Raw genomic sequence first — 23483 nt, 5'->3', positions numbered from 1 at the left:
CTGCTCACCAACCACCTCGGTAGGTCTCGGGCACCGGCTCCCAGGCCGGTGCGTCGGTCGCCCAGGTCCACACCTGCACGGTCGGGCCGGTCGCGCTCAGCCGCAGCACGCTCCCGGTCACGTCGAGCCCCGCGGTCAGCGGTGTCCGGCCCTGCGCGGCCCCTGCCCCGGCCACCTGGGTGGTCGGGATCTCGACGTCGTCGTGGGCCGCCCGCGCGACGTGCACGAGGGCCGTCTGCTCCGGGTGCTCCCGCAGGAAGACCATGACGTCACCCTCGGCATAGAGCCACCGCATCCCGCCGCCCCAGAGCGCCGGGCAGTCGTGCCGCAGGGCGATGAGCTGGCGGTAGTGCGCGGTGAGGGTCGCGTCCCACAGCCCGTCGTCGGTCTCGCGGGACCCCCAGGGCATCGGCCGTCGGCCGTCCTCCCCGAAGTCGCCCGGCATCCCGATCTCGTCGCCGTAGGTGATCATCGGGATCCCGGGCAGCGTCAGCAGCAGCCCCGCCGCCACCCGGACCTGCTCCACGTCGTCGCCGACGAGGGTGCGCACACGGGTGGTGTCGTGCGAGCCGACGAGGGTCATCGAGTGGGTCCACGCCCGCCAGGACACGATCGAGCAGAAGTCGCGCATCGTCTCGGCGACCAGCTCGGCCCCGAGCCGGGGCACCTGCAGGGGGCTGCCCAGGAACTTCGGCGCGAAGTCGGCCGCCCGCAGCCAGGTCCACACCGGCCGGGTGAAGCCGGAGTAGTTCATCACCCCGTGCCACCCGTCGCCGTCGACGTCCCGGCTGTGGTCGTGGGTGTGCTCCGCGATGAGCAGCCCCTGCCCGCCGGTCGCCCGGTCCACCGCGGCCCGCGTCTCCCGCGCCACCTGGTGGGTGAGGTCGCTGCCCTTGTAGCGCCCGGTCATGTTGGCGACGTCGACCCGCCAGGCGTCGAAGCCGTGCCCCTCACCCAGCCACCGCTCGATGACCGACCCCGGCCCCTCGGTCAGCCGCGCCCGCAGGGCCGGGTTGGCGTGGTCCAGCTTGGGCAGGCTCTCCACGCCCAGCCACGTCACCCACTCCCCCGGACGGCCGTCGTCACGGACGTACCACGACGCGAACTCGCCCTCCGGGTCCTGGCGCGCGGCGGCATACCACTCGTGCGCGTCGCCGGTGTGGTTGGTGGTGATGTCGCCCATGACGCGTATGCCGCGCTCGTGCGCCGCCTCCTGCAGCCGCAGCAGGGCCGCGTCGCCGCCGAGCACCGGGTCGACCGCCTCGAAGGTCGAGGCGTCGTAGCGGTGGTTGGAGCGGGCCGGGAAGACGGGGGTGAGGTAGAGCACGTCGGCGCCGAGGTCGACGAGGTGGTCCAGCCGCTCCCGGGCGCCGTCGAGGGTGCCGCCGAAGACCTGGGCCGGGTTGTCCCCCCGCCCGGTCGCCACCGGGTCGTCCCAGCGCGCCGGGACGGCCCAGTCGGGCAGGTCGGTGCGGGGGCCGCCCGGGTCGCCGACCGGCTCCACCGCGGCGTCGCGCGCGAAGCGGTCGGGGAAGACCTGGTAGACGACGACGCGCTGCGCCCAGTCCGGCGGCGGTGTGTGGGTGACCAGGCGGAAGTCGCTGGTGTCGGGCACGTCGCGCAGGTGCACGCCGGTGCCGTTGAGCCAGCGGTATGCCGACCGGCGGGGGGCTCCGCTCCCCGCCCTCCCCCCGGACTCGTCGTCCTCTCCCTGGAGGAGGAAGCGGTAGGTCGTCACCGGGTTGTGGCAGGTGACCTCGCCCTGCCACCAGTCCTCGTCCTCGGTCCGGTGCACCACGCGCGCGTCGGTGAAGAACTGCTCGCCGTCCGGGGTGGTGCGCACGTGCACGGCGGAGACCGCCGCGGCGCGCGGCACCCGCACCCGCACCCGCACCACCGCGCCGGGCGCGGGGTGCTGGTCGCTGACGTAGAGCGGTGACCCGTCGTGGTGAGGATCGACCGCCCGGCTCACTTGACCGAACCCGCGGTCATGCCGCCGATGAGCAGGCGCTGAAGGCTGAGGTAGACCAGCACGACCGGCAGCGAGGCGAGCAGGGCTCCTGCCACGAACTGGCCGAAGTAGCGGTTCTGGTCGGCGTTGCGGGTCGCGTAGAGGCCCACCGCCAGGGTCTGGTTCTCGGCGTCGGTGAGGAAGATGCTGGCCAGCAGGAACTCGCCCCACAGGCCGACGAAGGCGAGGATGCCGACGGTCGCGAGGATGGGTGTCACCAGCGGGAGGATGATGGTGAAGAACACCCGGGCGTGGCTGGCACCGTCGATCTTGGCGGCCTCGTCCAGCTCCTTGGGGATGGTGTCGAAGTAGCCCTTGAACAGCCAGATGTTCGCGCCCATCGCCCCGCCCAGGTAGACCAGCAGCAGGCCCCACAGGGTGTTCAGACCGATCTGCGGGATGACCTCGCCGACCGTGGCGAAGGTGATGTAGAGCGCGACGAACGCCAGGAGCGCCGGGAACATCTGCACCAGGAGGATGAAGAGCAGCCCGAAGCGCCGACCCGTCCACCGCAGCCGGGAGAAGGCGTAGGCCGCCGCCGCCCCCAGGACGAGGGTCGCCACGGTGGCGACCCCGCAGATGATGAGCGAGTTCTTGTACCACGTCCAGTAGGGCCGGGCGGCGTCGTTGAACAGGGCGTCGAAGTTGCGCAGCCCGAACCGGGTCGGGAGCAGCCCGGACGTCGACAGGGTGCCCGCGTTGTTGAACGCGGAGGACACGATGAAGATGATCGGGAAGAGGGCGAAGGCCAGCGCGAGGAGGGCCAGCGCGTGTCGCCACCACACGGCCCGGAAGGACGCGCGCCGGGACTTCCGGGTGACGGTGTAGACGTCGGCGGAGGCCGTGCCGAGCCGGCCGCCACGGGCCTGGTCGCTGCCGTGGGCGTCGACCGACCCGAGGGTGCTGCTGGTGGGGTCCTGGGGAGAAGTCATGTCAGTTCACGTCCTCGAGCGCCGCGGTACGGGTGAAGCCGAAGTAGCTGATGGTGGCCACCAGGAAGAAGATGATCACCGAGATGGCCGAGGCGAAGCCGAAGTTGGGGGCGGCCCCGCCCAGGGCCAGCCGGTAGGCCAGCGTGATGAGCAGGTCGGTGGAGCCGATGGAGCTCTGCCCGCCGACGAACGGCCCGCCCTCGGTGAGCAGCCAGATGAGCCCGAAGTTGTTGAAGTTGAAGGCGAAGGACGCGATCATCAGCGGGCCGACCGCGACGAGCAGCAGCGGCATGATGACCCTCCTGACCGTGGCGAAGGCACCGGCGCCGTCGATGGCGGCCGCCTCCTTGACGTCGCTGGGGATGGCCTGCAGGGCCCCGGTGCAGACGATGAACCAGTAGGGGAAGCCCAGCCACAGGTTGGTGATGAGCACGGCGATCCGCGCCCACCAGGCGCTGCCGAGCCAGTTGATGTCCAGCCCGAAGAGGTTGTTGATGAGGCCGAAGTCCTGGTTGAACATCGAGGCCCAGACCAGCGCCGTGACGTAGATCGGGAGGGCGTAGGGGAGGATGAGGATCGAGCGGTAGACCCCCTTCCCCTTGAGCCGCTCGTCATTCATGAGCAGGGCGATCGCCATGCCGAGCAGGAAGGTGGCGACGACGGTGAACGCCGCGAAGAAGACGTTCCAGACGAAGACCTTGGTCAGGCCCTCGCGCAGGGTGGGGTTGGTGAAGGCGTCGGTGTAGTTCTCGAAGCCGACGAACTCCCGCCACCCCTGGGGCAGCGCCGCTCCCTCGCCGTCCTGCGGGACGAAGTTGGCGTCCTCCGCGACGTAGACCGTGCCCGTCACCGTGTCGGTGATGGTGTCGGCCTCCTCGTCGTAGACCCGTGTCGGGGTGCCGATGAAGGCCTCGGACAGGCCCACCTGCCGGATGCCGGCCGTCTGCTCCCCCGCGTCGTCGAAGACCGGCACCCCGAAGTCGGCCAGGTCGTCGGAGCGGTCGTTGACCTGCTGCGGGGTCAGCGCGGTCCAGCCGGGGGCCGAGATGATGCGGCCCGTCGGGCCGGCCTCGACCCCGTCGGCCGGCAGCTCCTCCAGGCCGTCGATGGTGCCGACGTAGTAGGTGCCCTCCGCGTCGGTCAGCAGGTAGGCGAGGTCTCCGGTGGCGACGTCGGTGCCCTCCGGGACGGCGATGTTCAGGGCATACCGGCTGCTGCCCTCGACCTCGCGCACCGAGTTCGACACGATGGAGGCGACCGCCTCCTCCTTGGTGCTGATGTGGCCGTCACCGAAGTTGGTGAACGAGATCTGCACGGTGTAGAGCAGCGGCCAGATCTGCAGCAGCAGCATGAGCAGGACGCCGGGGAAGAGGTACTTCGCGGGGATGGCCCGCCTGGTGGCGTAGACCGCGATGACGCACACGGCGATGAACCCGATGAGCGAGACCATGAGCCAGTAGCCGGCCTCGATGACCTGCTGGGCCATCCAGCCCAGCACCGCGACCGTCAGCAGGATCAGCCCCCACTTGACGACCTGCACCCACAACGGGGTGCGCGAGCTGAACTCGAGGTGCTCCCCGGTCGGCTCGAGGTTCTGCAGCGCAGCATCGACCTCGCTGCTCCGTGTCTCGGACATCATCGTCCCTCTCTGAACTGAGGCCGTCGGCCGTCGTGGGTGCTCTGAGGCGTGGCGTTAGGGGTCGTGCTGGGGGCCTCGGCCCGGCGGCGGGACAGCGTCCGCGCCGCCGGGCCGAGGGATGAGGGACCGGCTCAGCGGCCGATGTTGGAGACGATCTCCTCCTGAGCGGCCTCGAGGCGCTCAGCGGGGTCCGAGCCACCGACGATGTCCGAGGTGGCCTGGCCCAGGGGCTGCCACACGGCGTTCATCGCGGGGATGTTCGGCATCGGCGAGGCACCCTCGCCGGCGGCCGACCAGGCCGCGATGTCCTCGTCGTCCGCCGAGACGGTGTCCAGCGCCGACTGCAGGGCCGGCGGACGCTGGCCGGCCTCGAAGAGCGCCAGCTGCATGTCCTCGGTGGTGACGTAGGTGTTGACGAACTCCTGCGCCAGCGTGGGGTTCTGCGCGCCGGCGGCGACGTAGAACATCTGGACCCCGAGGAACGGCACGGTCTCGCCGCCGTCCTCGAAGTCCGGGATCGGGTCGATCGCGTACTCGATCTCGGCTCCCTCGACGTTCGGGATCGCCCACGGGCCGGCCACCATGTAGGGCGTGCGGCCCTCGGCGAACAGCGACTCCATGGTCGGGAAGTCGACGTTGACGTTGAGCAGACCCTCCTCGGCCATCCAGGCGATCTTCTCGCCGCCCTGGATCGACTCCTCCGAGCCGACGATGACGTTGTCCGGGTCCCAGCCGCCGTCGGAGTTGGTGCCGAAGATGCCACCGCCGTAGGCCGAGAGATAGGGAAAGGCGTGGTAGGCGTCGCCGACGTTACTGACCGGGGTGACGAAGGCCTGGTCGGCGTCGCCGGCGTCCACGAGCTCGTTGCCGAAGGCGGCCAGCTCCTCCATGGAGGCCGGGGCGTCGGGGGCCAGGGCGGTGTTGCGGATGAGGCCCAGGGACTCGGTGGCGTAGGGCACGCCGTAGATCTGGCCGTCGTACTTCGTGGCCTCCAGCGAGTCCTCGGTGAAGAGGGCCTGGGTGTCGGAGGACATCTGGACGGGCTCGACGATGCCGTTCTGGACGAACTCGCCCAGCCAGTCGTGGGCGCCGACGACGATGTCCGGACCCTGGTCGACGTTGGCGGCGTCCTTGAACTGCTGGCGCACGTCGGTCGCGACCTGGACCTGCGTGGTGATGCCGTACTCCTCGCCGAACTGCTCGGCCCACTCGGTGAGGATGGGGGCGCGGACGTCGTCGGACCAGATGACGAGCTCGGCGTTCTCGTCGCGGACGGGGGCCTCGGTGGAGGCGGCCTCGTCACCCGCGGCCTCCTCGTCGGCGGCGTCCTCGTCCTCGGCGGCCGCGTCGTCCTCGGCGGCGGTCTCCTCGGCGGACGAGCCCTGGTCGGCGGTCTCCTCGCCGGAGTCGCCGCCGCAGGCGGACAGCAGCAGCGCCGCCGCGCTGGTGATGGCTACAGCACCGGTGGTGCGCTTCATGGTTCTCCTTCGAACAGTGGTGAGGTCACCGGCCCGGCGCTGCTCGAGGAGCGGCGACGATGCCGCGGTTCGTCGTCCACCCGAGGTGGGTGGTCGTCGACCGATGACGTCAGTATGCAAGTACTCCCCCCGGCTTTGCAAGAACTTGCAAGAGATCGGCAGGTCACGATCTGCTAACGTGACGCGCGTCACCGGCAACGGCGCCTGTTGACGGCATACCACCGCCACCTCGCCGCCCGGCGATGACCCAGCGTCGCCCGACGCCGGGTCCGTCCTTTACAACGGATCGTCCGGCACGTACCTGCCGGTGAAGGAGCTGCATCATGGCAACGGTGACCTACGACAAGGCCACGCGCATCTACCCGGGGGCGGACACCCCCTCCGTCGACGAGCTCGAGATCGAGATCGCCGACGGCGAGTTCCTCGTCCTCGTCGGCCCCTCGGGCTGCGGCAAGTCCACCTCCCTGCGCATGCTCGCAGGTCTGGAGGAGGTCAACGGCGGTCGCATCCTCATCGGTGACCGAGACGTCACCCACATGCCGCCCAAGGACCGCGACGTCGCGATGGTCTTCCAGAACTACGCGCTCTACCCGCACATGAGCGTGGCCGACAACATGGGCTTCGCGCTGAAGATCGCCGGCAAGTCCAAGAGCGAGATCCGCGAGCGCGTCGAGGAGGCGGCCAAGATCCTCGACCTGGAGGCCTACCTCGAGCGCAAGCCGAAGGCGCTCTCCGGTGGTCAGCGTCAGCGCGTCGCCATGGGCCGCGCCATCGTGCGCCAGCCGCAGGTGTTCCTCATGGACGAGCCGCTGTCCAACCTCGACGCCAAGCTGCGGGTGCAGACCCGCACGCAGATCGCCTCGCTGCAGCGTCGCCTCGGTGTCACCACCGTCTACGTCACCCACGACCAGGTCGAGGCCATGACGATGGGCGACCGCGTGGCGGTCCTCAAGGACGGCATCCTGCAGCAGTGCGACAGCCCGCGGCACATGTACGACCACCCGAACAACGTCTTCGTCGCCGGCTTCATCGGCTCCCCGGCCATGAACCTCATGACCGTGCCGGTCGCCGACGGCGGCATCAAGCTGGGTGACTACGTGCACCCGGTGGAGCGCGACATCCTCGCCAAGGCCGGCAACGAGCTCGTGCTCGGCGTCCGCCCGGAGGACGTCGACCTGTCCGACTCGGGCCGCGGCCTGCCGATCGAGATCGACGTCGTCGAGGAGCTCGGCGCCGACGCCTACATCTACGGCGAGCTGCCGGGCGCCGGGCCGACGGACAAGCCGTTCATCGCCCGCGTCGACGGCCGCACCCCGCCGAAGAAGGGCGAGATCGTGCACTTCACCCCCAAGGGCGACCACGTGCACCTCTTCAACGCCGAGTCCGGCGAGCGCATCAGCGGCTGAGCGACCTGCGACGCGCCGAGGGCGCCCGGCAAGCGCACGGCATACCGAGGCCGCCTGTCCCACCCGGGGCAGGCGGCCTCGCCGCGTCCGCCCCCCTCCCCACCGTGCGCCGCGAATGGTTGCCCACCACCCCACCGAGCGCCGCAAATGGTTGCGCACGACCCCACCGAGCGCCGCAAATGGTTGCCCACCACCCCACCAAGCGCCGCAAATGGTTGCGCACCACCCCACCGAGCGCCGCAAGTGGTTGCCCCGTTGTCCACATCGTCAGCCAGTGCCGGCACCCGTCCACAGATGGAAGCGCATCTCTGGCAGGCCGAGTCCTGACGCGGTCATCGTGGCCCGATGGCGACCCTCACCGACCTGCCCCCGACGCCGTTCCGGTATGCCGACGCGCTGGCTCTCGGCCTCTCGCGCCAGCAGCTGCGTCACCTCGTCAGCAAAGGCCGGGTCGAGCGGCTGCGCCACGGCTGGTATGCCGTGCTCGGGATCGCCCTGCCCGACGGGGAGACCTGGGATCTCACGCGGCGGCACCATCTGCAACGGCTGCGGGAGGCGCTGCTCGATCACCCCGGGTGCGTCGCCAGCCATGCGAGCTCAGCGGTAGTGCACGACCTGCCGCTGCTCATCTCCCCGAACGCGGAGGTGGAGCTCGTGCGCGTCGAGGATGCCCCGAGCTCACGGCGACTGGCTGGCGTGACGATCCACCACACGGACACGATCGACGTCCCTTTCACGACCGTCGACGGACTGCGCACGACCACGATCGCCCAGACCTGCGCCGACGTCCTTCGCACGCGACGCCTCCCGCACGGTCTGGCCATGCTCGACGAGGCGGTACGCGCGTCGACGGTGACAGCCCAGGAGGTTCGTGCCGTCCTCGACACGCAGCGGCGCTGGGTCGGTCGGCCGAGGGCGCTCCAGGTCCTCGACCTGCTGGACGCGCGCCGCGAGAGCTGGGGCGAGGCATACTCCGCGGGCGTCATCCACCTGGCCGAGCTCCCGCAACCCATTCCCCAGGTCGAGCTGTATGACGAACGCTTCCGTTTCGTCGCCCGGCTCGACGGCCTCCTGGACCACGAGCAGGTCGCCACGGAGTCCGACGGTCAGGGCAAGTACCGGGAGGGAGCGACGGCGGAGACAGGTGAGCAGGTGGCCCGGTCCGTCCTGGCGGCCGAGGCGGATCGCCAGCGACGCATCGAGCGGCTGGGGTTGGAGGTCGCGCGCTGGATGACCGAGGAGGCCATGCACACCCCGGAGGTCGTCGCGCAGCGCATCAACGCCGCGCGATCCAGAGCGCTGTCGCGGCCCTTCACCGGCTGGGTCAGGTGGGAAGGAGAGTTCCGCAGGCTCCCGCTCCTGCCCCGGGCCGAGTGACCGTGCGCCGCGTCTCGAGCGATGGCGGCCCACCATTCACGACGCCCGGTGCGGGGGAGAGCAACCATCCACGACGCCCGGCGCGGACCAGACCAACCATCCACGACGCCCGGTGCGGGGGAGAGCAACCATCCACGGCGCCCGGTGCGGGGGAGACACGACGGGCCTACGCTGGGCGGTATGCCGCTCGACATCAGCGCCATCAAGCTGGACCCGGCGATGCTCGACCTCCCGTGGGAGGTGCCGCTCGAGGAGTGGCCGGAGAAGCACCTGGCCGCGCTCCCCCGGGGCATCTCCCGCCACGTGGTGCGCTTCGTGCGGTTCCAGGGGGCGGTCATCGCCATCAAGGAGATCTCCGAGCCGCTGGCCCGGCGGGAGTTCCAGACCCTGCGCAACCTGCGCCGGCTCGACCTGCCGACCGTCGAGCCGTTGGCCGTGGTGTCCGGGCGCACCGACGCCGACGGCGAGCCGCTGGACGCGTGCCTGGTCACCCGGCACCTGAAGTTCTCCCTCCCCTACCGCGCGGTCTTCAGCCAGCGGATGCGCCCCGACACGGCCCGGCGCACCCTCGACGCCCTCGCCGTCCTGCTCGTGCGACTGCACCTGGCGGGCTGCTTCTGGGGCGACGTCTCGCTGTCCAACACGCTCTTCCGCCGCGACGCGGGCGACTTCGCGGCCTACCTCGTCGACGCCGAGACCGCGGAGCTGCACCCGCAGCTCTCCCCCGGCCAGCGCGAGCACGACCTCTTCGTGGCCCACGGCAACATCGCTGGTGAGCTGATGGACCTCGAGGCGGCCGGCGCCCTGGACGAGGGGGAGGACCCCATCGAGATCGCCAACCGCATCATGCACCGCTACGACCTGCTGTGGAACGAGCTGACCAGCGAGGAGCGCTTCGAGCGCGGCGACCGGTGGCGGGTGGACGAGCGCATGCGCCGCCTCAACAACCTGGGCTTCGACGTCGACGAGCTGGAGATGACCACCGACATCGACGGTGCCTACATCCGGATCCAGCCCAAGGTGGTCGACGCGGGCCACGCCTCGCGGCGGCTCATGCGGCTCACCGGCCTGGACGTCGAGGAGAACCAGTCGCGCCGGCTGCTCAACGACCTGGACTCCTACCGCGCGGCGACCGACCGGTTGGAGGACGACGAGGAGCTCGTCGCGCACGACTGGCTGTCCCGGGTCTACGAGCCCGTCACCCGGACGGTGCCGCGCGAGCTGCGCAGCAAGCTGGAGCCCGCCGAGCTCTTCCACGAGATCCTCGAGCACCGGTGGTACCTCTCCGAGCGGGTCCGGCACGACGTCGACCTCGTGGACGCCGTCCAGGACTACGTCGCGACGGTGCTGCCGCAGAAGCCCGACGAGATCTCCATCCTCGGTGTCGACACCGAGGAGATCCCCATCAGGGCACAGCTCTCGGAGTGACGCGCAGGCGGGCGACACCGGGTCGCGACGCGCTCAGGTATGCCGTTCCGCTCGCCCTGACCGGTCGCGCGCCCGACCCACCGCGACCACGCCGGTCGCCGCAGCGCCGATGACCAGGGCGATCCCGACGACGTAGAGTGACACCCCGGCATACCCCGGGGGCGTGAGCGCGGGGTTCTCCGGGTCGAGGAACGGGTAGGGGTACCAGCGGTCGGCGCCGGTCACCGGGTTGGGCACGAACGGACCCCGGACGAGGGTGTAGGCGACCCAGACGACCGGCACCACGAGGACACTCCCGACCGCCCGCCACGGCAGCCCGCGGCGCCCGGGCGCGAGGACCAGGTCGAGCACGAGCAGCACCGGGCCGACGACGTGCAGGACCTCGTTGGACCAGGCGACCGTCGTGCCCTGCGGCAGCTCGATCCCGCGCAGCAGGGTGTTGTAGACCACCCCGGTGACCACCATGTATGTCGTCACGCACGCGAGCGCGACCGCGAGGATCGGCGGCTCCCGGCGCGACCCGCGGTCGCCTGCCGCCCGCAGCAGCCATACCCCGGCCCAGGTCAGGACGGCGGCCGACCCGACGTTGGACAAGATGGTGAAGAAGCTGAAGAAGTTGATGGTCGTGAGCTCGAGGTCGCGGCCCGCGTCCGCCGCGCCCCCGATGGTCACCCAGGCCTGGGCGAGGACCGCGGCGAGGATCAGCGCCGCCGAGGCGAGGCGGACGACCGCCCAGGTGGTGGCCCGCACGGGCGATCTCGTCACAGCAGGACGATAGCGGGTCCGACGGCCACCCGGCCGGGCGCGACGAGGACCGGCACGGCCCTGGCCCGCGCTCAGCGGGTGCGGGCGCGGGCGATCTCGTAGAGCGTGACCGCCGTCGCGATCCCGGCGTTGAGCGACTCGGTCACCGCCGCCATGGGGATCGAGACGATCTGGTCGCAGGTCTCCCGGACCAGCCGCGACAGCCCCTTGCCCTCGGACCCGACGACCACCACGAGCGGCTGGTCGGCGAGCTCCAGACCGGGCAGCTGCACGTCGCCGTCGGCGTCGAGACCGATGACGAAGAACCCCGCCTTGCGGTATGCCTCCAGCGCCCGGGTGAGGTTCGTCGCCTGGGCGACGGGGACGCGAGCGGCGGCGCCCGCGGAGGTCTTCCAGGCGGCGGCGGTCAGACCCGCCGAGCGGCGGGCGGGGACGACGACGCCGTGCGCGCCGAAGGCCCCGGCCGAGCGGACGATCGCGCCGAGGTTGCGCGGGTCGGTGATGCCGTCCAGCGCCACGACGAGCGGGACGCCCGGCAGCTGCTGGCTCATGAGGTCCTCGGGATGGGCGTAGTCGTAGGGCGGCACCGCCAGGACCAGTCCCTGGTGCACGGCCCCGTCGGTCATCCGGTCCAGCTCGCCCCGCGGCGACTCCATGACCGGGATGCCCGCCTCGGTGGCCAGAGAGATGCTCTCCCGGACCCGGTCGTCGGACTCCATCCGCGACCCGACGTGCAGGGCCGTCCCCGGCACCCCGGTCCGCAGCGCCTCGAGGACGCTGTTTCGCCCGGCGACGAGCTCGGTCGAGCCCTTGGCCCCGCGCCTGCCGCCCGGACGCCCGCCGGCCTTCTCGCCCGCACCCTCGGAGCGGCCGGCCCGGCGCGCCGCCGGGTGGCCGACGCGGTCCGACGCCCGGGGGGTCGGCCCCTTGCCCTTGAGCTGCTTGCGCCGCTGCCCGCCGGAGCCGACGACGGCGCCCTTCTTGTTGGTCGTGCGCGCCGCGCGGCGTCGCTGGTTGCCTGCCATATGTCTCGTCCTCCTCAGCGCAGGGCCCAGCGGGCCCCGGCCGGTGTGTCCTCGATGACCACGCCGAGCGCGGTCAGCTGGTCGCGGATGGCGTCCGCGGTCGCGAAGTCCTTGTCCGCCCGGGCCTGCGCCCGTGCGTCCAACCGGTCCTGCACCAGCGCGGCGAGCACCTCGCCGGCGTGGTCGTCGTCGCCCGGGCCGCCGCCCCAGCGCTCGTCCAGAGGGTTGGCGCCGAGCACGTCGAGCATGGCCACCACCTGCAGGACGGTATGCCGTAGCGCACCGCCGGCGACGGCGTCACCACCAGTGCTGCTCTCGAGCGCCCGGTTGCCCTCGCGGATCGCCCCGAAGACGACGGCGAGGCCCTCGGAGACGTTGACGTCGTCGTCCAGCGCGGCCCGGAACGCCTCGGGGAAGGCCTCGTCCACGGGCAGCGCCCGCGACTCCGCCACCACGTCCGCGGCCGCGGCGCCGAGCTCCTCCAGCGCCCGCCCGAGGAAGCCCTCGATGCGCTCCACCGAGGCGGCGGCCTCGGTGAGCGAGCCCTCGGCATACTCGATGACCGAGCGGTAGTGCACCGCCCCGAGGTAGAAGCGCAGCACCAACGGCCGGACGGTCCTCGTCAGCTCGGTCACCGCGAGGGCGTTGCCGAGCGACTTGCCCATCTTGGCGCCCTTGACCGTGACCCAGGCGTTGTGCAGCCAGAAGTGGGTGAAGCCGAGCCCGGCAGCGTGGGACTGGGCCTGCTCGTTCTCGTGGTGCGGGAAGCGCAGGTCGACGCCGCCGCCGTGGATGTCGAAGGCGTCGCCGAGGTACTTGCGCGCCATCGCCGAGCACTCCAGGTGCCAGCCCGGGCGGCCGCGGCCCCACGGGGTCGGCCAGCTGGCGGTCTCCGGCTCGCCCTCCTTGTGCCCCTTCCACAGCGCGAAGTCCCGGGGGTCGCGCTTGCCGCGCGGGTCGGCGTCACCGGCCGGCTCCATGTCCTCCAGCCGCTGCCGGGTGAGCGAGCCGTAGTCGGGCCAGGACCGCACGTCGAAGTAGACGTCGCCCGAGCCGTCCTGCGCGGCATACGCGTGACCCCGCTCGAGGAGGGTCTCGACGAGCTCCACCTGCTCGGTGACGTGCCCCGTCGCCCGCGGCTCGTAGGTCGCCGGCAGGACCCCGAGCAGGTCGAGCGCCCGGCTGGTCTCCTGCTCGTGCCGGTAGGACCAGGCCCACCACGGTCGGCCCGCGTCGGCCGCCTTGGTGAGGATCTTGTCGTCGATGTCGGTGACGTTGCGCACGAGGGTGACGTCATAGCCGTGCCCGCGCTCCAGCCACCGCCGCAGGACGTCGAAGGCGACGGCGAAACGCACGTGCCCGATGTGCGGGCTGCCCTGGGTGGTGAGCCCGCAGATGTAGATGCCGACGCTCCGGCCACCCGGGTCCAGCGGCACGAACGGCCGCAGCTCGCGGGTGGCGGTGTCGAAGAGGTGCAGGGTCACAGGAGTCAAGGTTACGGGTCGGCCGGGGTATGCCGTGCCTCCCCGCCGCGGCGCATAGGGTTGCGGCATGCCGATCGTGCACCAGAACGACCGCTGCCGTCTCACCGCCCTCACCCCGCACCTGCTGCGGATCGAGTGGTCCCCGAGCGGCACCTTCACCGACGATCCCACCCAGGTGGTGGTCGACCGCGACCTGTGGGCCGCCGACCGCGGGGAGCTGCCCCTGCAGGTCGAGCCGTGGCGCGGCGGCGTCCGGGCGCTGAGCGACGGCTTCGAGATCCGCTACGACGGCGCCGACCCCTCCGCCGCGGGGCTGAGCGTGCAGGCGCGCGGCGGGCTCACGTCATACCACTCCACCTGGCGCTTCGGGGAGCCCGTCGACGCGCCGCTGCCGGGCACCACGCGCACCCTCGACGACGCCGACGGGCCGGTGCCGCTGGAGCCCTCGATCCTGTCCCGCAGCGGCCTCGGCGTGCTCGACGACTCCCGCTCGCTGGTCCGCACCGGCCCCGAGCTCACCGACCTGACCCCGCGGGAGCCCGGCGCGATCGACCTCTACGTCTTCACCCACGGGCTCGACTTCCGCGGCGCGCTGCGCGACTTCCACGCGCTGACCGGGCCGGTGCCACGCGTGCCGCGCTTCGTGCTGGGCAACTGGTGGAGCCGCTACCACCCCTACTCCGCCGACGAGTACGCCGCGCTGCTCGACCGGTTCGCCGCCGACCGGCTGCCCTTCTCGGTGGCGGTCATCGACATGGACTGGCACCTCGTCGACGTCGACCCGCAGATCGGCAGCGGGTGGACGGGCTACACCTGGAACCGCGACCTCTTCCCCGACCCGCAGGCCTTCCTCGACGACCTGCACCGGCGCGGCCTCAAGGTCACCCTCAACGACCACCCGGCGGACGGGGTCCGGCGGCACGAGGACGCCTACCCGGCGATGGCGCGGGCGATGGGTATCGATCCGGCGAGCGGGGAGCCGGTCGAGTTCGACCCCACCTCCGAGCGCTTCTGGCAGGCGTTCTTCACCCACGTCGCGGGCCCGCTCGCGGAGCAGGGCGTCGACTTCTGGTGGATCGACTGGCAGCAGGGCACGCACACCGCGCTGCCCGGGCTGGACCCGCTGTGGCTGCTCAACGAGCGGCACTTCGCCCAGCAGGAGGCCGACGGGCTGCGGCCGCTGGTCTTCTCGCGGTATGCCGGGCCCGGCTCGCACCGCACGCCCATCGGCTTCTCCGGCGACTCGCTCATCAGCTGGGAGTCGCTGGCCTTCCAGCCCGAGTTCACCGCCAGCGCGGCCAACATCGGCTACGGCTGGTGGAGCCACGACATCGGGGGGCACTGGGCCGGCTCCAAGGACGTCGAGCTCGCGGTGCGCTGGGTGCAGCTCGGTGCGTGGTCCCCGGTCAACCGGCTGCACGCGAGCGCCAGCCCGTTCCAGGGCAAGGAGCCGTGGCGCTTCGGCCCCGAGGGCGAGCGGCTCATGGGCGAGGCGCTGCGGCTGCGGCACCGGCTGCTCCCCTACCTCGCGACGATGGCCGAGCGGGCCGCGGTCGAGGGGATCTCGCTGGTCGAGCCGGTCTACCACCGCCACCCCGGGCGCCCGGAGGCGTATGCCCACCGCGCCACCTTCTTCTTCGGCGAGGACCTCCTCTGCGCCCCCACGGTGACCCCGCGCCTGCCCGGCGTCGGCCTGTCGGCGACCCCGGTCTGGCTGCCGCCCGGCCAGTGGTTCGACCTCGAGACGGGTCGCCGCTACGACGCGGGCGCGCACGGTCGGGACCTCACGGCATACCGCGACCTGGGCAGCACGGCGGTCTTCGCGCAGGCGGGCACGGTGCTGCCGCTGGCCGGCGGCGAGCCGGTCAACGGGGTCGACCTGCCCGAGCACCTGGAGCTCGTCGTCTTCCCGGGCGCGGACGGCGGGCACCTGCTCGTCGAGGACGACGACGGGCCCGAGGCCACGCGGCTGCTCGCCCGCACCCCGCTGCGCTGGGACGACGCCGGTCGTCGGCTGCACGTCGGGCCGGCCGAGGGCGACCTCGACGTGCTGCCCGCCACCCGCACCTGGAGCGTGCGCCTCGCCGGGTCGGCCGAGGTGCACACGCTGCGCGACGTGCCGGTGGGTGAGCAGGTGTCGGTGGACCTGCCCGACCCCGGCGCGCCCGACGTGCTCGGCGAGTGCTTCGCGCTGCTCGACGCGGCGCAGGTCGAGCACGCGGCCAAGGAGCGGGCCTGGGCGGTGCTCCGCCGCGGGCTCGCCGAGGGCGGCGGCGGCCCCGCCCGGGTCGCCGACGAGCTGCGCTCGGCCCGGCTCGACTACGCCCTCGTCGGCGCGCTCACCGAGATCGTCACGGCGGGTTAGGAGGGCGCCGGTGGTGGCACCGCGCTGATCCGGCGCAGGCTCGCCCGCTCGAGGAGACCCCATATCGCGCTGGTGACGAGGTAGAGACCCGCCGCCAGCGGCAGCGACACCACCGCCAGCACGGTGAGGAAGGACATCAGCGGCAGGACCTTGGTCATCTGCTCCATCGAGTCCTGCATCGCCCGCTGGGCGTCGGTGAGCCGGGCGCGCGCACCGGGGTCGAGGGCGGCCGAGCGCTCCTGGTCCTGCGCCAGGTGCCGCCGCAGCTGGCGGGCCGCGAAGGCCGCGACGACGAGGGTGAGACCGATGAGCACGAGGAAGACCCAGCGGTCCCCGGCGCCGGCGGTCAGCAGGTGCTCGGACAGCCCGACACCGAGGAACGTCTGGTCGAGCAGCTGGTTGTGCTCGCCGTGGATCTCGGGGGCGGTGAACAGCCGGTAGATCATCGAGAAGACCGGGATCTGGACGAGGATGGGCAGGCACCCCGGGAGCGGCGAGACGCCTTCCTCCCGGTGCAGGTCGAGGATCGCCTGCTGCAGGGCACGGGGGTCCTCCCCGTGCTCGGCCCGCAGCGCCGTGATGCGCGGCTGCAGGTCGCGGCGGCGGACGGTGCCGTGGGCGAGGCCACGGTTCATGGGGTGCAGCGCGAGCCGCACCGCGAGGGTGAGCGCGATGATGACGAGGGCGGGCGGCACCCAGGCGTCGAGCGAGGCGAGCAGGTCGTGGACGTGGATGAGCAGAGGGTCGAGGAAGGCGAACACGCGGGTCTCCGGAGGGCGCGGGCACACCGCTGGGGTATGCCGTGGGCAGGGGGCTGGTGGTCAGCCCGGCTCCTGCCGACGGTCAGGTCCTGACGGGGTCGCGGAGCCGGGTCAGCCCCGCCCGGGTGCCCGCGGCCGGACCCAGCCGGAGCGGTCCGGGTCGCTGGAGCGCACGCCGGCGCCGCGGCATACCTCGCTGTGGTGCTGCACGGAGACGACCTGAGCCCGCAGCGGGAGCGCTCCCCGGTCGGCCGCCAGCGCGACCACGGCGGCGGCGGCGAGCGCGACCAGCAGGTGGTCGGGCGTCGCGGCGGCGGAGAGCAGCAGGACGACCGCGAGCAGCGGCAGCAGCACCCCGATGAGGGGCAGCCGGTCGCCGCGGGAGGTCATGGCACGCAGCCTACTCCGGTGCTGCTCACTCCCCCCGGTCGATCCACTCCTGCCGGTGCGGCTTCTCCGCACCGATCGTCGTGGTGTCGCCGTGGCCGGTGTGGACGACCGTGTCCTCCGGCAGCGTGAGGAGCCGGTCGGTGATCGACTCGACGATGACGTCGAAGTCGCTGAACGACCGGCCGGTCGCGCCCGGACCGCCCTGGAAGAGCGTGTCGCCGGAGAAGACGACACCGAGGTCGGCGACGTAGAAGCAGCAGGCCCCCGGCGCGTGACCAGGCGTGTGCAGCACCTCGATCGTCACCCCCGCGACCTGCATGCGCTGCCCGTCGGTGAGGTCCTGGTCCCAGCGCGCCTCGGGGTGGGTGAGCTTCCATACCGGGGCCTCGCCCGGGTGCAGGAGCAGCGGTGCGCCGGTGCGCTCCTTGAGGTCGAGGGCGGCGTCGACGTGGTCGCTGTGGGCGTGCGTGAGCAGGATGGCGCGCACCTGCCGGTCCCCGACCACCTCGGCGATCGCGTCGGCGTCGTGCGGAGCGTCGATGACGACGCACTCGGTGTCGTCGCCGAGCACCCAGACGTTGTTGTCGACGTCCCAGGAGCCACCGTCCAGCTCGAAGGTGCCGCTGGTCGTCGCGTGGTCGATGCGCGCGCTCATGCTCCCACCTCCGCGCCCGTGGCGGCGGCCTCGTCGAGGACCACGACCGAGCGGAGGACGTCGCCGCCGTGCATCTTGTCGAACGCGGACTCGACGTCCCCGATGCCGATGGTCTCGGTGACGAAGCCGTCGAGGTCGAACCGGCCCTGGCGGTAGAGGTCGATGAGCATCGGGAAGTCCCGGCTGGGCAGGCAGTCGCCGTACCAGCTCGACTTCAGCGCCCCGCCGCGGCCGAAGACGTCGATGAGCGGCAGCGTGACCTCCATCTCCGGGGTGGGGACGCCGACGAGCACCACGGTGCCGGCGAGGTCGCGGGCGTAGAACGCCTGCCGGTAGGTCTCGGGCCGGCCGACCGCCTCGACCACGACGTCGGCGCCGTTGCCGTCGGTGAGGGCCTGGATCGCCTCGACCGGGTCGGTCTCCTTGCTGTTGACGGTATGCGTCGCGCCGAACCTCTTGGCCGTCTCCAGCTTGCGGTCGTCGACGTCGACGGCGATCACCTTCGTGGCCCCAGCGAGCGAGGCGCCGGCGATCGCGGCGTCCCCGACCCCGCCACAGCCGATGACCGCGACCGAGTCGCCCCGGGTCACGGCGCCGGTGTTGACGGCCGCGCCGAAACCGGCCATGACGCCGCAGCCCAGGAGCCCGGCCGCCACGGCCGAGGCCTCCCGGTCGACCTTGGTGCACTGACCGGCGTGCACCAGCGTCTTCTCGATGAACGCCCCGATGCCCAGGGCCGGGGAGAGCTCGGTGCCGGCCATCTCGTCACCCTCGGCGAGGGTCATCTTCTGGCTGGCGTTGTGGGTGGCGAAGCAGTACCACGGCTTGCCCTTCGCGCAGGCCCGGCACTGACCGCAGACCGCGCGCCAGTTGAGGATGACGAAGTCCCCCGGCTCGACGTCGGTGACCCCTTCACCGACCGCCTCGACCGTGCCGGCCGCCTCGTGCCCGAGCAGGAAGGGGAACTCGTCGTTGACCCCGCCCTCGCGGTAGTGCAGGTCGGTGTGGCACACCCCGCAGGCGTCGACCTTGACGACGGCCTCGCCCGGCCCCGGGTCGGGGACGACGACGTCGACCACCTCGACGTCGGCCCCCTTGCTGCGGGCGATGACACCCTTGACGGTCTGCGGCATGCTGCGGTCCTCTCTGGCGGCGGTCGACGTGCTCCGCCCACGGTATGCCGTCCCCGGCCCGCACGCGCGGCCGCACCCTCCCCGCGCGCAGCCGCACCCTCCCCGCGCAGCCCCCACCCGGTACGCGCGCGCAGCCGCACCATCCCCGCGCGGTCACGCTGTCGATCCTCGACCTCGCGGCGCCACTGGCAGCCGGTACGTCATCTGAGAGCCGGTACGTCAACCATCAGCCTGTTCGAGGGGGCTGTCAGATGACCTCGAGGCTGTCAGTGGACGACGCGGCTGTCAGTGGACGACGCGGCTGTCAGTGGACGACGCGGCTGTCAGTGGACGACGCGGCTGGCAGAGGGACAGGTCGGTGGTGCGTGAGGCCGCCGGTCGATCAGGCCGGGACGACCAGGGCGGTGGCGATGCAGGCGACGCCCTCACCGCGGCCGGTGAGCCCGAGCCCGTCGGTCGTGGTGGCGCTCACCGACACCGCGGCCCCGCCCAGGGCGGCCGACATGGCGGCGGCGGCCTCCGTGCGGCGCGGCCCCACCTTCGGCCGGTTGCCGACGACCTGCACGGCGACATTTCCCACCTGCCAGCCGGCCGCCACCAGCATCTCGTGCACATGGGCGAGCATCTGTCGGCCGCTGGCCCCGGCCATCTCCGGCCGGCCGGTGCCGAAGACCGAGCCCAGGTCCCCGAGCCCCGCGGCGGACAGCAGCGCGTCGCACGCGGCGTGCGCCGCCACGTCGCCGTCGGAGTGCCCCTCGATACCCCGCTCCCCCGGCCACTCCAGGCAGGCGAGCCAGAGGGTGCGGGCGTCGTCGGCATACCCGTGGATGTCCACCCCGATCCCGGTGCGCGGCAGGGTCGTCGTCATCGGCAGATCTCCTCGATGAGGGCGGCGGCGTCCTCGACGCCGGTCGTCGCGGTGTCGATCCTCAGCTCGGCGCCCGTCCAGGCGGTCCAGTCCTGCGGGCGGACCTCCTCCCAGGTGGGGACCCGGTGCCCGTCGATGTCGGCGACCCGACCCTCGACCCGGCTGCGGTGAGCGTGGGCATCCGAGCACACGAGCTCCACCCGGACGAGACGGGCACCGACGTCCAGCGCGAGGCCCTCCCACGCCGCCCGTGCCTCGGGCGCCGCGTTGACCAGGTCGGCCACGACGGGACGACGCACGGCGACCTGGTCGGCGGCGACGGCGAGCGCGACGGCATACCCCCGCGCCCCGACCTCAGTGCCGGGCATCCCCGCGCGGACCAGCGCCTGCTCGACGGTGTCGACCCGCACGTGGGCCGCGGCGAGACGTCGGCACAGGGTCCGCGCGAGCGTCGTCTTGCCGACCCCCGGCAACCCGGCGAGGACGACCAGGAGGGGCCGGGCCTCGGCGTGCTCTGCGTCGACCCAGCGCGCGGCGAGCTCGAGGTCACCGGGCGTGGTGACCTTGAGCGCCCGGGGATCGCCGGGCACCACAGCCACGCGCCCGCCGGTGGCCTCGACCATCCCCGCGTCGTCGGTATGCCGTGCCTCGCCCCGCGCCTGCTCGTGCGCCCGCTCCAGGGTCGCGCGCCGGAACCCCTGCGGGGTCTGCACCGCCCGCAGGCCGGCACGGTCGGGGGTGGCGGTGACGGTCTCGACCGCCCCGTCGGCAGCGACCTGCTTGACGGTGTCGGTGACGGCCAGCGCCGGCACCACGGCATCGTGCCCGGCGTGCACGGCAGCGACGACGCGGTCGAAGACCGGGGTCGGCGTGAAGGCGCGAGCGGCGTCGTGCACCAGCACGACGTCGAGGTCGGCCGACAGCGCGGCCAGGCCCGCTCTCACGGAGTCCGCGCGCTCGGCTCCGCCGGGGACGACGATCACCGCCGGCTGCGGGTGCTCCCCGAGGACCGGCGCTGTGGCAGTGGAGGCACCGGCCGCCGCGGGGTCAACGTCCCCAGCGTCGGCGTCACCAGCGTCGGCGTCACCGAGCAGGGACGTCGTGCCCTGGCCGGTCACCTCGTCGACCATCTGCTGCAGACCGGTGGGGTCCGACGGCGCCACGACCACGACCTGCCGCAGCCCCTGGGTCCCGAGCGCGCGGGTCAGCGCGTGCAGGACCAGGGACCGCGAGCGGGTGCCGGTACCGACAGGAACCAGCGCCTTGGGCCGGCCCGCCCCGAGACGGGTGCCGCGCCCGGCGGCGACGAGGATGATGCCGACGCCACCCGGGGCGACGTCCGCCTCCATCGTCAGGAGGCGAGGACCTCGTCGAGGGTGGCCTCAGCGGTGTCCTCGTTGGTCTTCTCGGCGAGCGCGAGCTCGCTGACGAGGATCTGGCGGGCCTTGGAGAGGAGCCGCTTCTCGCCCGTGGACAGGCCACGGTCCTTGTCCCGGCGCCACAGGTCGCGCACGACCTCGGCGACCTTGATGACGTCACCCGAGGCGAGCTTCTCGAGGTTGGCCTTGTATCGGCGCGACCAGTTGGTCGGCTCCTCGGTGTGCTCGGCGCGCAGCACGGCGAAGACCTTGTCCAGGCCGTCCTTGCCGACGACGTCACGGACGCCGACCAGGTCGCAGTTGTCTGCCGGCACCTCGATCGTCAGATCGCCCTGGGCGACCTTGAGCTTCAGATAGAGCTTCTCCTCGCCCTTGATGGTTCGCGTCTTCATCTCTTCAATGAGAGCGGCCCCATGATGGGGGTAGACAACCGTCTCTCCGACCTTGAACGTCATCGTGGTAAAGCCCCTTTCGGCGGACTCCCAGGATACCACGCGTGGCGCAGGTCACGTAATCCCGAGAACGATGTTTCCGCAGGTCAAAGGGTTGACAAGCACCAGACGATGTGCTCCGCGACGGGTCTCGATAGCCCCCGGGGTATGCCGTCCCACCCCCTTCCGCAGGACTCTCCGCCGGCCCCTGGGGCGGGTCCGGTGGACGGTTCGGGGGCCACGTCGGCGCAGGTAGAGGGGCAGGTCGGCGCGGGTCGGGCACCACCCCTGCAGGAGCGCCGGCAGGGTCGGGAGCGGGCGACGGTCGGAGCGTCGACCGGGTCGGGAGGGGCGGACGGTCTGCATGTCGACCAGGTCGGGAGGGGACGACGGGCGGGGGGCGCGGGCCGGACGCTAGGCTGTCCTCGTGACGACTGCACGCACCTCCCGCACCCGCCGCCCGGCTGCCCTGGTGACCGGCGCGCTCGCCGCGCTGGCCCTCACCGGATGCTCGGTCAACTCCCCCCAGGCGACCACCTTCGTCTACGCCCCCGCGGACGGCGTGCAGATGAACGGCGAGGCGTTCGACGTGCGTGACCTGCTCCTGGTCTCCCAGGGCGACGGGGCGCCCGCCGTGGTCTCCGGTGCCGTCATCAACCAGACCTCCGAGCCGGTCACCGTGACGGTGAGCGTGGCCGGGGAGAGCCTGAGCCCCGAGGTGACCGTCGACCCGCACTCCTCGGCCCGGCTGGACGGGGGCCTCTCCGCCAGCGGCACCGAGGGCGAGCGGGTCATCGTGCCTGCGCTGGAGGGACCCTCCGGCCAGCATGTCGAGGTCCGCATCAGCGGCGACGAGGAGACGCTGTCCTCCACCGCCCCGGTGCTCCTCCCGCAGGGCCCCTACGCGGTCTTCGCCGACGACGCCGGCGGCCCGGTCGAGGCCCCCGAGGAGCACAGCGAGGGCGACCACTGAGCAGGCGCTGAGCCACCGACGACGGCCCTGGACCGAGCGGTCCGGGGCCGTCGTCGTGCGGCGCCGGGTGGCGCCGCCGGTCATCGGCCCGAGCGCCCGAGCGCCCTGAGGTGCTCAGCTCTCGCGCGGCACGCTCCCCGGGTAGCGGTCGTCGTCCCCAGGCAGCTGCTCGTCGTGCCACACCCCGGTCACGAGGTAGACCACGCGCAGCGCGATCGAGACCGCGTGATCGGCGTACCGCTCGTAGTAGCGGGAGAGGAGCGTCGCATCGACCGTCACCTGCGCGGTCTGCGAGGAGGCGGGCTCGAGCAGCACGCGGAAGACCTCACGGTGGAGGCGGTCCATGGTGTCGTCGGCCCGGATCAGCTCGCTGGCGCCGTCGGCGTCCTTGCTGTCGATGATGTCGCCGGCCCGCAGGATCATGGCCTCAGCCGTGGTGGCCATCTCCGCGAAGATCGGGCGCAGCTCGTCGGGGAGGGCGGGCGCGGGGTAGCGCAGCCGGGTCAGCTTGGCGACGTGCCGGGCCAGGTCCCCGCTGCGCTCGAGGTCCGAGCTCATCCGCAGCGCGGTGACCATCTGGCGCAGGTCGGTCGCCACCGGCTGCTGCCGGGCGAGCACGTCGATGGCGCGGTTGTCCAGTTCGCGGCGCAGGGCGTCGATGAGCTGGTCGTCGGAGATGACCTCCTGGGCCAGGGCGAGGTCGGTCTCCATGAGGGACGCGGTGGCTCGCTGGAGCGCCGTGGCCGACAAGCGGCTCATCTGCACCAGCTGCCCGCTGATGAGGTCGAGCTCCTCGGTGAACGCGCTGCGCATGCCTGCCTCCTCGGGGCCGGGGTGGGGGGACGGGCCCGTCGCCCCATTGTCGGACACCTGGGCAGGTGCCACCAGCGTGGAACCGTGGCAGACCCACGTGAACGCCGCACGACCCCCGGATGAACTCTCGCCGGACAGGGCACCCCCCAGGCACCCGACGTGCACGGGGT

At 72.3% G+C, this 23483-nt stretch carries 20 protein-coding genes; 5 read left to right on the top strand and 15 right to left on the bottom strand.

Annotation, left to right across the window (positions count from 1 at the left end):
• Positions 1 to 4: 4 nt before the first annotated feature.
• The 4 genes from Q0795_RS14600 to Q0795_RS14585 form a co-directional block, all read right to left on the bottom strand.
• Complete coding sequence (locus tag Q0795_RS14600) at positions 5 to 1972, bottom strand: glycoside hydrolase family 13 protein (RefSeq protein ID WP_298890813.1); 1968 nt, start codon at positions 1970 to 1972, stop codon at positions 5 to 7.
• The gene (locus Q0795_RS14595; RefSeq protein WP_298890811.1) at positions 1969 to 2943 is read right to left on the bottom strand and encodes a sugar ABC transporter permease; all 975 of its coding nucleotides are present in this window, start codon (positions 2941 to 2943) and stop codon (positions 1969 to 1971) included. Before Q0795_RS14595 ends, Q0795_RS14600 begins: the two co-directional genes overlap by 4 nt.
• A 1-nt stretch (position 2944) precedes the next feature.
• Complete coding sequence (locus Q0795_RS14590) at positions 2945 to 4579, bottom strand: ABC transporter permease subunit (RefSeq protein WP_298890809.1); 1635 nt, start codon at positions 4577 to 4579, stop codon at positions 2945 to 2947.
• A gap of 134 nt (positions 4580 to 4713) precedes the next feature.
• Complete coding sequence (locus Q0795_RS14585; RefSeq protein WP_298890807.1) at positions 4714 to 6060, bottom strand: maltose ABC transporter substrate-binding protein; 1347 nt, start codon at positions 6058 to 6060, stop codon at positions 4714 to 4716.
• A 323-nt stretch (positions 6061 to 6383) separates the two neighbouring features.
• Here Q0795_RS14585 and ugpC point away from each other — a divergent pair, with 323 nt between their 5' ends.
• From ugpC to Q0795_RS14570, 3 genes are all read left to right on the top strand, one after another.
• The gene (gene ugpC / locus Q0795_RS14580) at positions 6384 to 7466 is read left to right on the top strand and encodes a sn-glycerol-3-phosphate ABC transporter ATP-binding protein UgpC (protein WP_298890805.1); all 1083 of its coding nucleotides are present in this window, start codon (positions 6384 to 6386) and stop codon (positions 7464 to 7466) included.
• Positions 7467 to 7811: 345 nt separating this feature from the next.
• Positions 7812 to 8843 (top strand): type IV toxin-antitoxin system AbiEi family antitoxin domain-containing protein, encoded by a 1032-nt coding sequence (locus Q0795_RS14575; protein ID WP_298890802.1) that lies wholly within the window; start codon positions 7812 to 7814, stop codon positions 8841 to 8843.
• A 180-nt stretch (positions 8844 to 9023) separates the two neighbouring features.
• Positions 9024 to 10271 (top strand): DUF4032 domain-containing protein, encoded by a 1248-nt coding sequence (locus Q0795_RS14570; RefSeq protein WP_298890800.1) that lies wholly within the window; start codon positions 9024 to 9026, stop codon positions 10269 to 10271.
• Positions 10272 to 10304: 33 nt separating this feature from the next.
• On the opposite strand, the gene Q0795_RS14565 is transcribed toward Q0795_RS14570, so the two are convergent.
• The 3 genes from Q0795_RS14565 to cysS form a co-directional block, all read right to left on the bottom strand.
• Positions 10305 to 11036, bottom strand: a complete 732-nt coding sequence (locus Q0795_RS14565; RefSeq protein ID WP_298890799.1) for a Pr6Pr family membrane protein — start codon at positions 11034 to 11036, stop codon at positions 10305 to 10307.
• A 71-nt stretch (positions 11037 to 11107) separates the two neighbouring features.
• Complete coding sequence (rlmB, locus tag Q0795_RS14560) at positions 11108 to 12061, bottom strand: 23S rRNA (guanosine(2251)-2'-O)-methyltransferase RlmB (protein WP_298890797.1); 954 nt, start codon at positions 12059 to 12061, stop codon at positions 11108 to 11110.
• A gap of 14 nt (positions 12062 to 12075) precedes the next feature.
• Positions 12076 to 13545 carry a cysteine--tRNA ligase gene (cysS, locus tag Q0795_RS14555; RefSeq protein ID WP_298890795.1) on the bottom strand — a complete coding sequence of 490 codons (1470 nt, stop codon included), beginning with the start codon at positions 13543 to 13545 and terminating at the stop codon, positions 12076 to 12078.
• A 67-nt stretch (positions 13546 to 13612) separates the two neighbouring features.
• On the opposite strand from cysS, the gene Q0795_RS14550 reads away from it, so the two are divergent.
• Entirely contained in the window at positions 13613 to 15910 is a 2298-nt protein-coding gene (locus Q0795_RS14550) for a TIM-barrel domain-containing protein (RefSeq protein ID WP_298890793.1), read from the top strand.
• Here the strand turns inward: Q0795_RS14550 and Q0795_RS14545 are convergent.
• The 7 genes from Q0795_RS14545 to Q0795_RS14515 all read right to left on the bottom strand — a co-directional run bounded on the left by Q0795_RS14545 (position 15907) and on the right by Q0795_RS14515 (position 21551).
• Positions 15907 to 16671, bottom strand: a complete 765-nt coding sequence (locus Q0795_RS14545; RefSeq protein ID WP_298890791.1) for a membrane protein insertase YidC — start codon at positions 16669 to 16671, stop codon at positions 15907 to 15909. The two genes, Q0795_RS14550 and Q0795_RS14545, sit on opposite strands and share 4 nt — an antisense overlap.
• 111 nt (positions 16672 to 16782) lie before the next feature.
• Complete coding sequence (locus tag Q0795_RS14540; protein WP_298890788.1) at positions 16783 to 17061, bottom strand: hypothetical protein; 279 nt, start codon at positions 17059 to 17061, stop codon at positions 16783 to 16785.
• 25 nt (positions 17062 to 17086) lie between these two features.
• Positions 17087 to 17716 carry an MBL fold metallo-hydrolase gene (locus tag Q0795_RS14535; protein WP_298890785.1) on the bottom strand — a complete coding sequence of 210 codons (630 nt, stop codon included), beginning with the start codon at positions 17714 to 17716 and terminating at the stop codon, positions 17087 to 17089.
• Complete coding sequence (locus Q0795_RS14530; RefSeq protein WP_298890783.1) at positions 17713 to 18849, bottom strand: S-(hydroxymethyl)mycothiol dehydrogenase; 1137 nt, start codon at positions 18847 to 18849, stop codon at positions 17713 to 17715. The genes Q0795_RS14535 and Q0795_RS14530 overlap by 4 nt, the downstream gene beginning before the upstream one ends.
• Positions 18850 to 19231: 382 nt before the next feature.
• Positions 19232 to 19717 (bottom strand): 2-C-methyl-D-erythritol 2,4-cyclodiphosphate synthase, encoded by a 486-nt coding sequence (ispF, locus tag Q0795_RS14525; protein WP_298890781.1) that lies wholly within the window; start codon positions 19715 to 19717, stop codon positions 19232 to 19234.
• On the bottom strand, positions 19714 to 21066 hold the full coding sequence (locus Q0795_RS14520) for a 2-C-methyl-D-erythritol 4-phosphate cytidylyltransferase (protein WP_298890779.1): 1353 nt from the start codon (positions 21064 to 21066) through the stop codon (positions 19714 to 19716). The genes ispF and Q0795_RS14520 overlap by 4 nt, the downstream gene beginning before the upstream one ends.
• 2 nt (positions 21067 to 21068) lie before the next feature.
• Positions 21069 to 21551, bottom strand: coding sequence for a CarD family transcriptional regulator (locus Q0795_RS14515; protein ID WP_058889990.1), 483 nt, complete (start codon positions 21549 to 21551; stop codon positions 21069 to 21071).
• 403 nt (positions 21552 to 21954) lie between these two features.
• Between Q0795_RS14515 and Q0795_RS14510 the strand changes: the two genes are divergently transcribed.
• The gene (locus tag Q0795_RS14510) at positions 21955 to 22500 is read left to right on the top strand and encodes a hypothetical protein (protein ID WP_298890777.1); all 546 of its coding nucleotides are present in this window, start codon (positions 21955 to 21957) and stop codon (positions 22498 to 22500) included.
• Between the two features lie 114 nt (positions 22501 to 22614).
• Here the strand turns inward: Q0795_RS14510 and phoU are convergent, their stop codons facing one another.
• Positions 22615 to 23313: a phosphate signaling complex protein PhoU gene (gene phoU / locus Q0795_RS14505; RefSeq protein ID WP_298890775.1), complete on the bottom strand. Its 699-nt coding sequence runs from the start codon at positions 23311 to 23313 to the stop codon at positions 22615 to 22617.
• Positions 23314 to 23483 lie beyond the last annotated feature (170 nt).

This window comes from uncultured Serinicoccus sp. (assembly GCF_947487915.1).
Classification (GTDB): Bacteria; Actinomycetota; Actinomycetes; order Actinomycetales; family Dermatophilaceae; genus Ornithinicoccus.
This window is presented reverse-complemented; position numbering and strand designations above follow the sequence as displayed.

Bases quoted from the DNA above. Each gene is read 5' to 3' on its own strand.
- Q0795_RS14595 (WP_298890811.1), bottom strand. From the start codon at position 2,943: ATGACTTCTCCCCAGGACCCCACCAGCAGCACCCTCGGGTCGGTCGAC.
- Q0795_RS14590 (WP_298890809.1), bottom strand. From the start codon at position 4,579: ATGTCCGAGACACGGAGCAGCGAGGTCGATGCTGCGCTGCAGAACCTC.
- Q0795_RS14585 (WP_298890807.1), bottom strand. From the start codon at position 6,060: ATGAAGCGCACCACCGGTGCTGTAGCCATCACCAGCGCGGCGGCGCTG.
- ugpC (WP_298890805.1), top strand. From the start codon at position 6,384: ATGGCAACGGTGACCTACGACAAGGCCACGCGCATCTACCCGGGGGCG.
- Q0795_RS14575 (WP_298890802.1), top strand. From the start codon at position 7,812: ATGGCGACCCTCACCGACCTGCCCCCGACGCCGTTCCGGTATGCCGAC.
- Q0795_RS14570 (WP_298890800.1), top strand. From the start codon at position 9,024: ATGCCGCTCGACATCAGCGCCATCAAGCTGGACCCGGCGATGCTCGAC.
- rlmB (WP_298890797.1), bottom strand. From the start codon at position 12,061: ATGGCAGGCAACCAGCGACGCCGCGCGGCGCGCACGACCAACAAGAAG.
- Q0795_RS14550 (WP_298890793.1), top strand. From the start codon at position 13,613: ATGCCGATCGTGCACCAGAACGACCGCTGCCGTCTCACCGCCCTCACC.
- Q0795_RS14540 (WP_298890788.1), bottom strand. From the start codon at position 17,061: ATGACCTCCCGCGGCGACCGGCTGCCCCTCATCGGGGTGCTGCTGCCG.
- Q0795_RS14535 (WP_298890785.1), bottom strand. From the start codon at position 17,716: ATGAGCGCGCGCATCGACCACGCGACGACCAGCGGCACCTTCGAGCTG.
- Q0795_RS14530 (WP_298890783.1), bottom strand. From the start codon at position 18,849: ATGCCGCAGACCGTCAAGGGTGTCATCGCCCGCAGCAAGGGGGCCGAC.
- ispF (WP_298890781.1), bottom strand. From the start codon at position 19,717: ATGACGACGACCCTGCCGCGCACCGGGATCGGGGTGGACATCCACGGG.
- Q0795_RS14520 (WP_298890779.1), bottom strand. From the start codon at position 21,066: ATGGAGGCGGACGTCGCCCCGGGTGGCGTCGGCATCATCCTCGTCGCC.
- Q0795_RS14515 (WP_058889990.1), bottom strand. From the start codon at position 21,551: ATGACGTTCAAGGTCGGAGAGACGGTTGTCTACCCCCATCATGGGGCC.
- phoU (WP_298890775.1), bottom strand. From the start codon at position 23,313: ATGCGCAGCGCGTTCACCGAGGAGCTCGACCTCATCAGCGGGCAGCTG.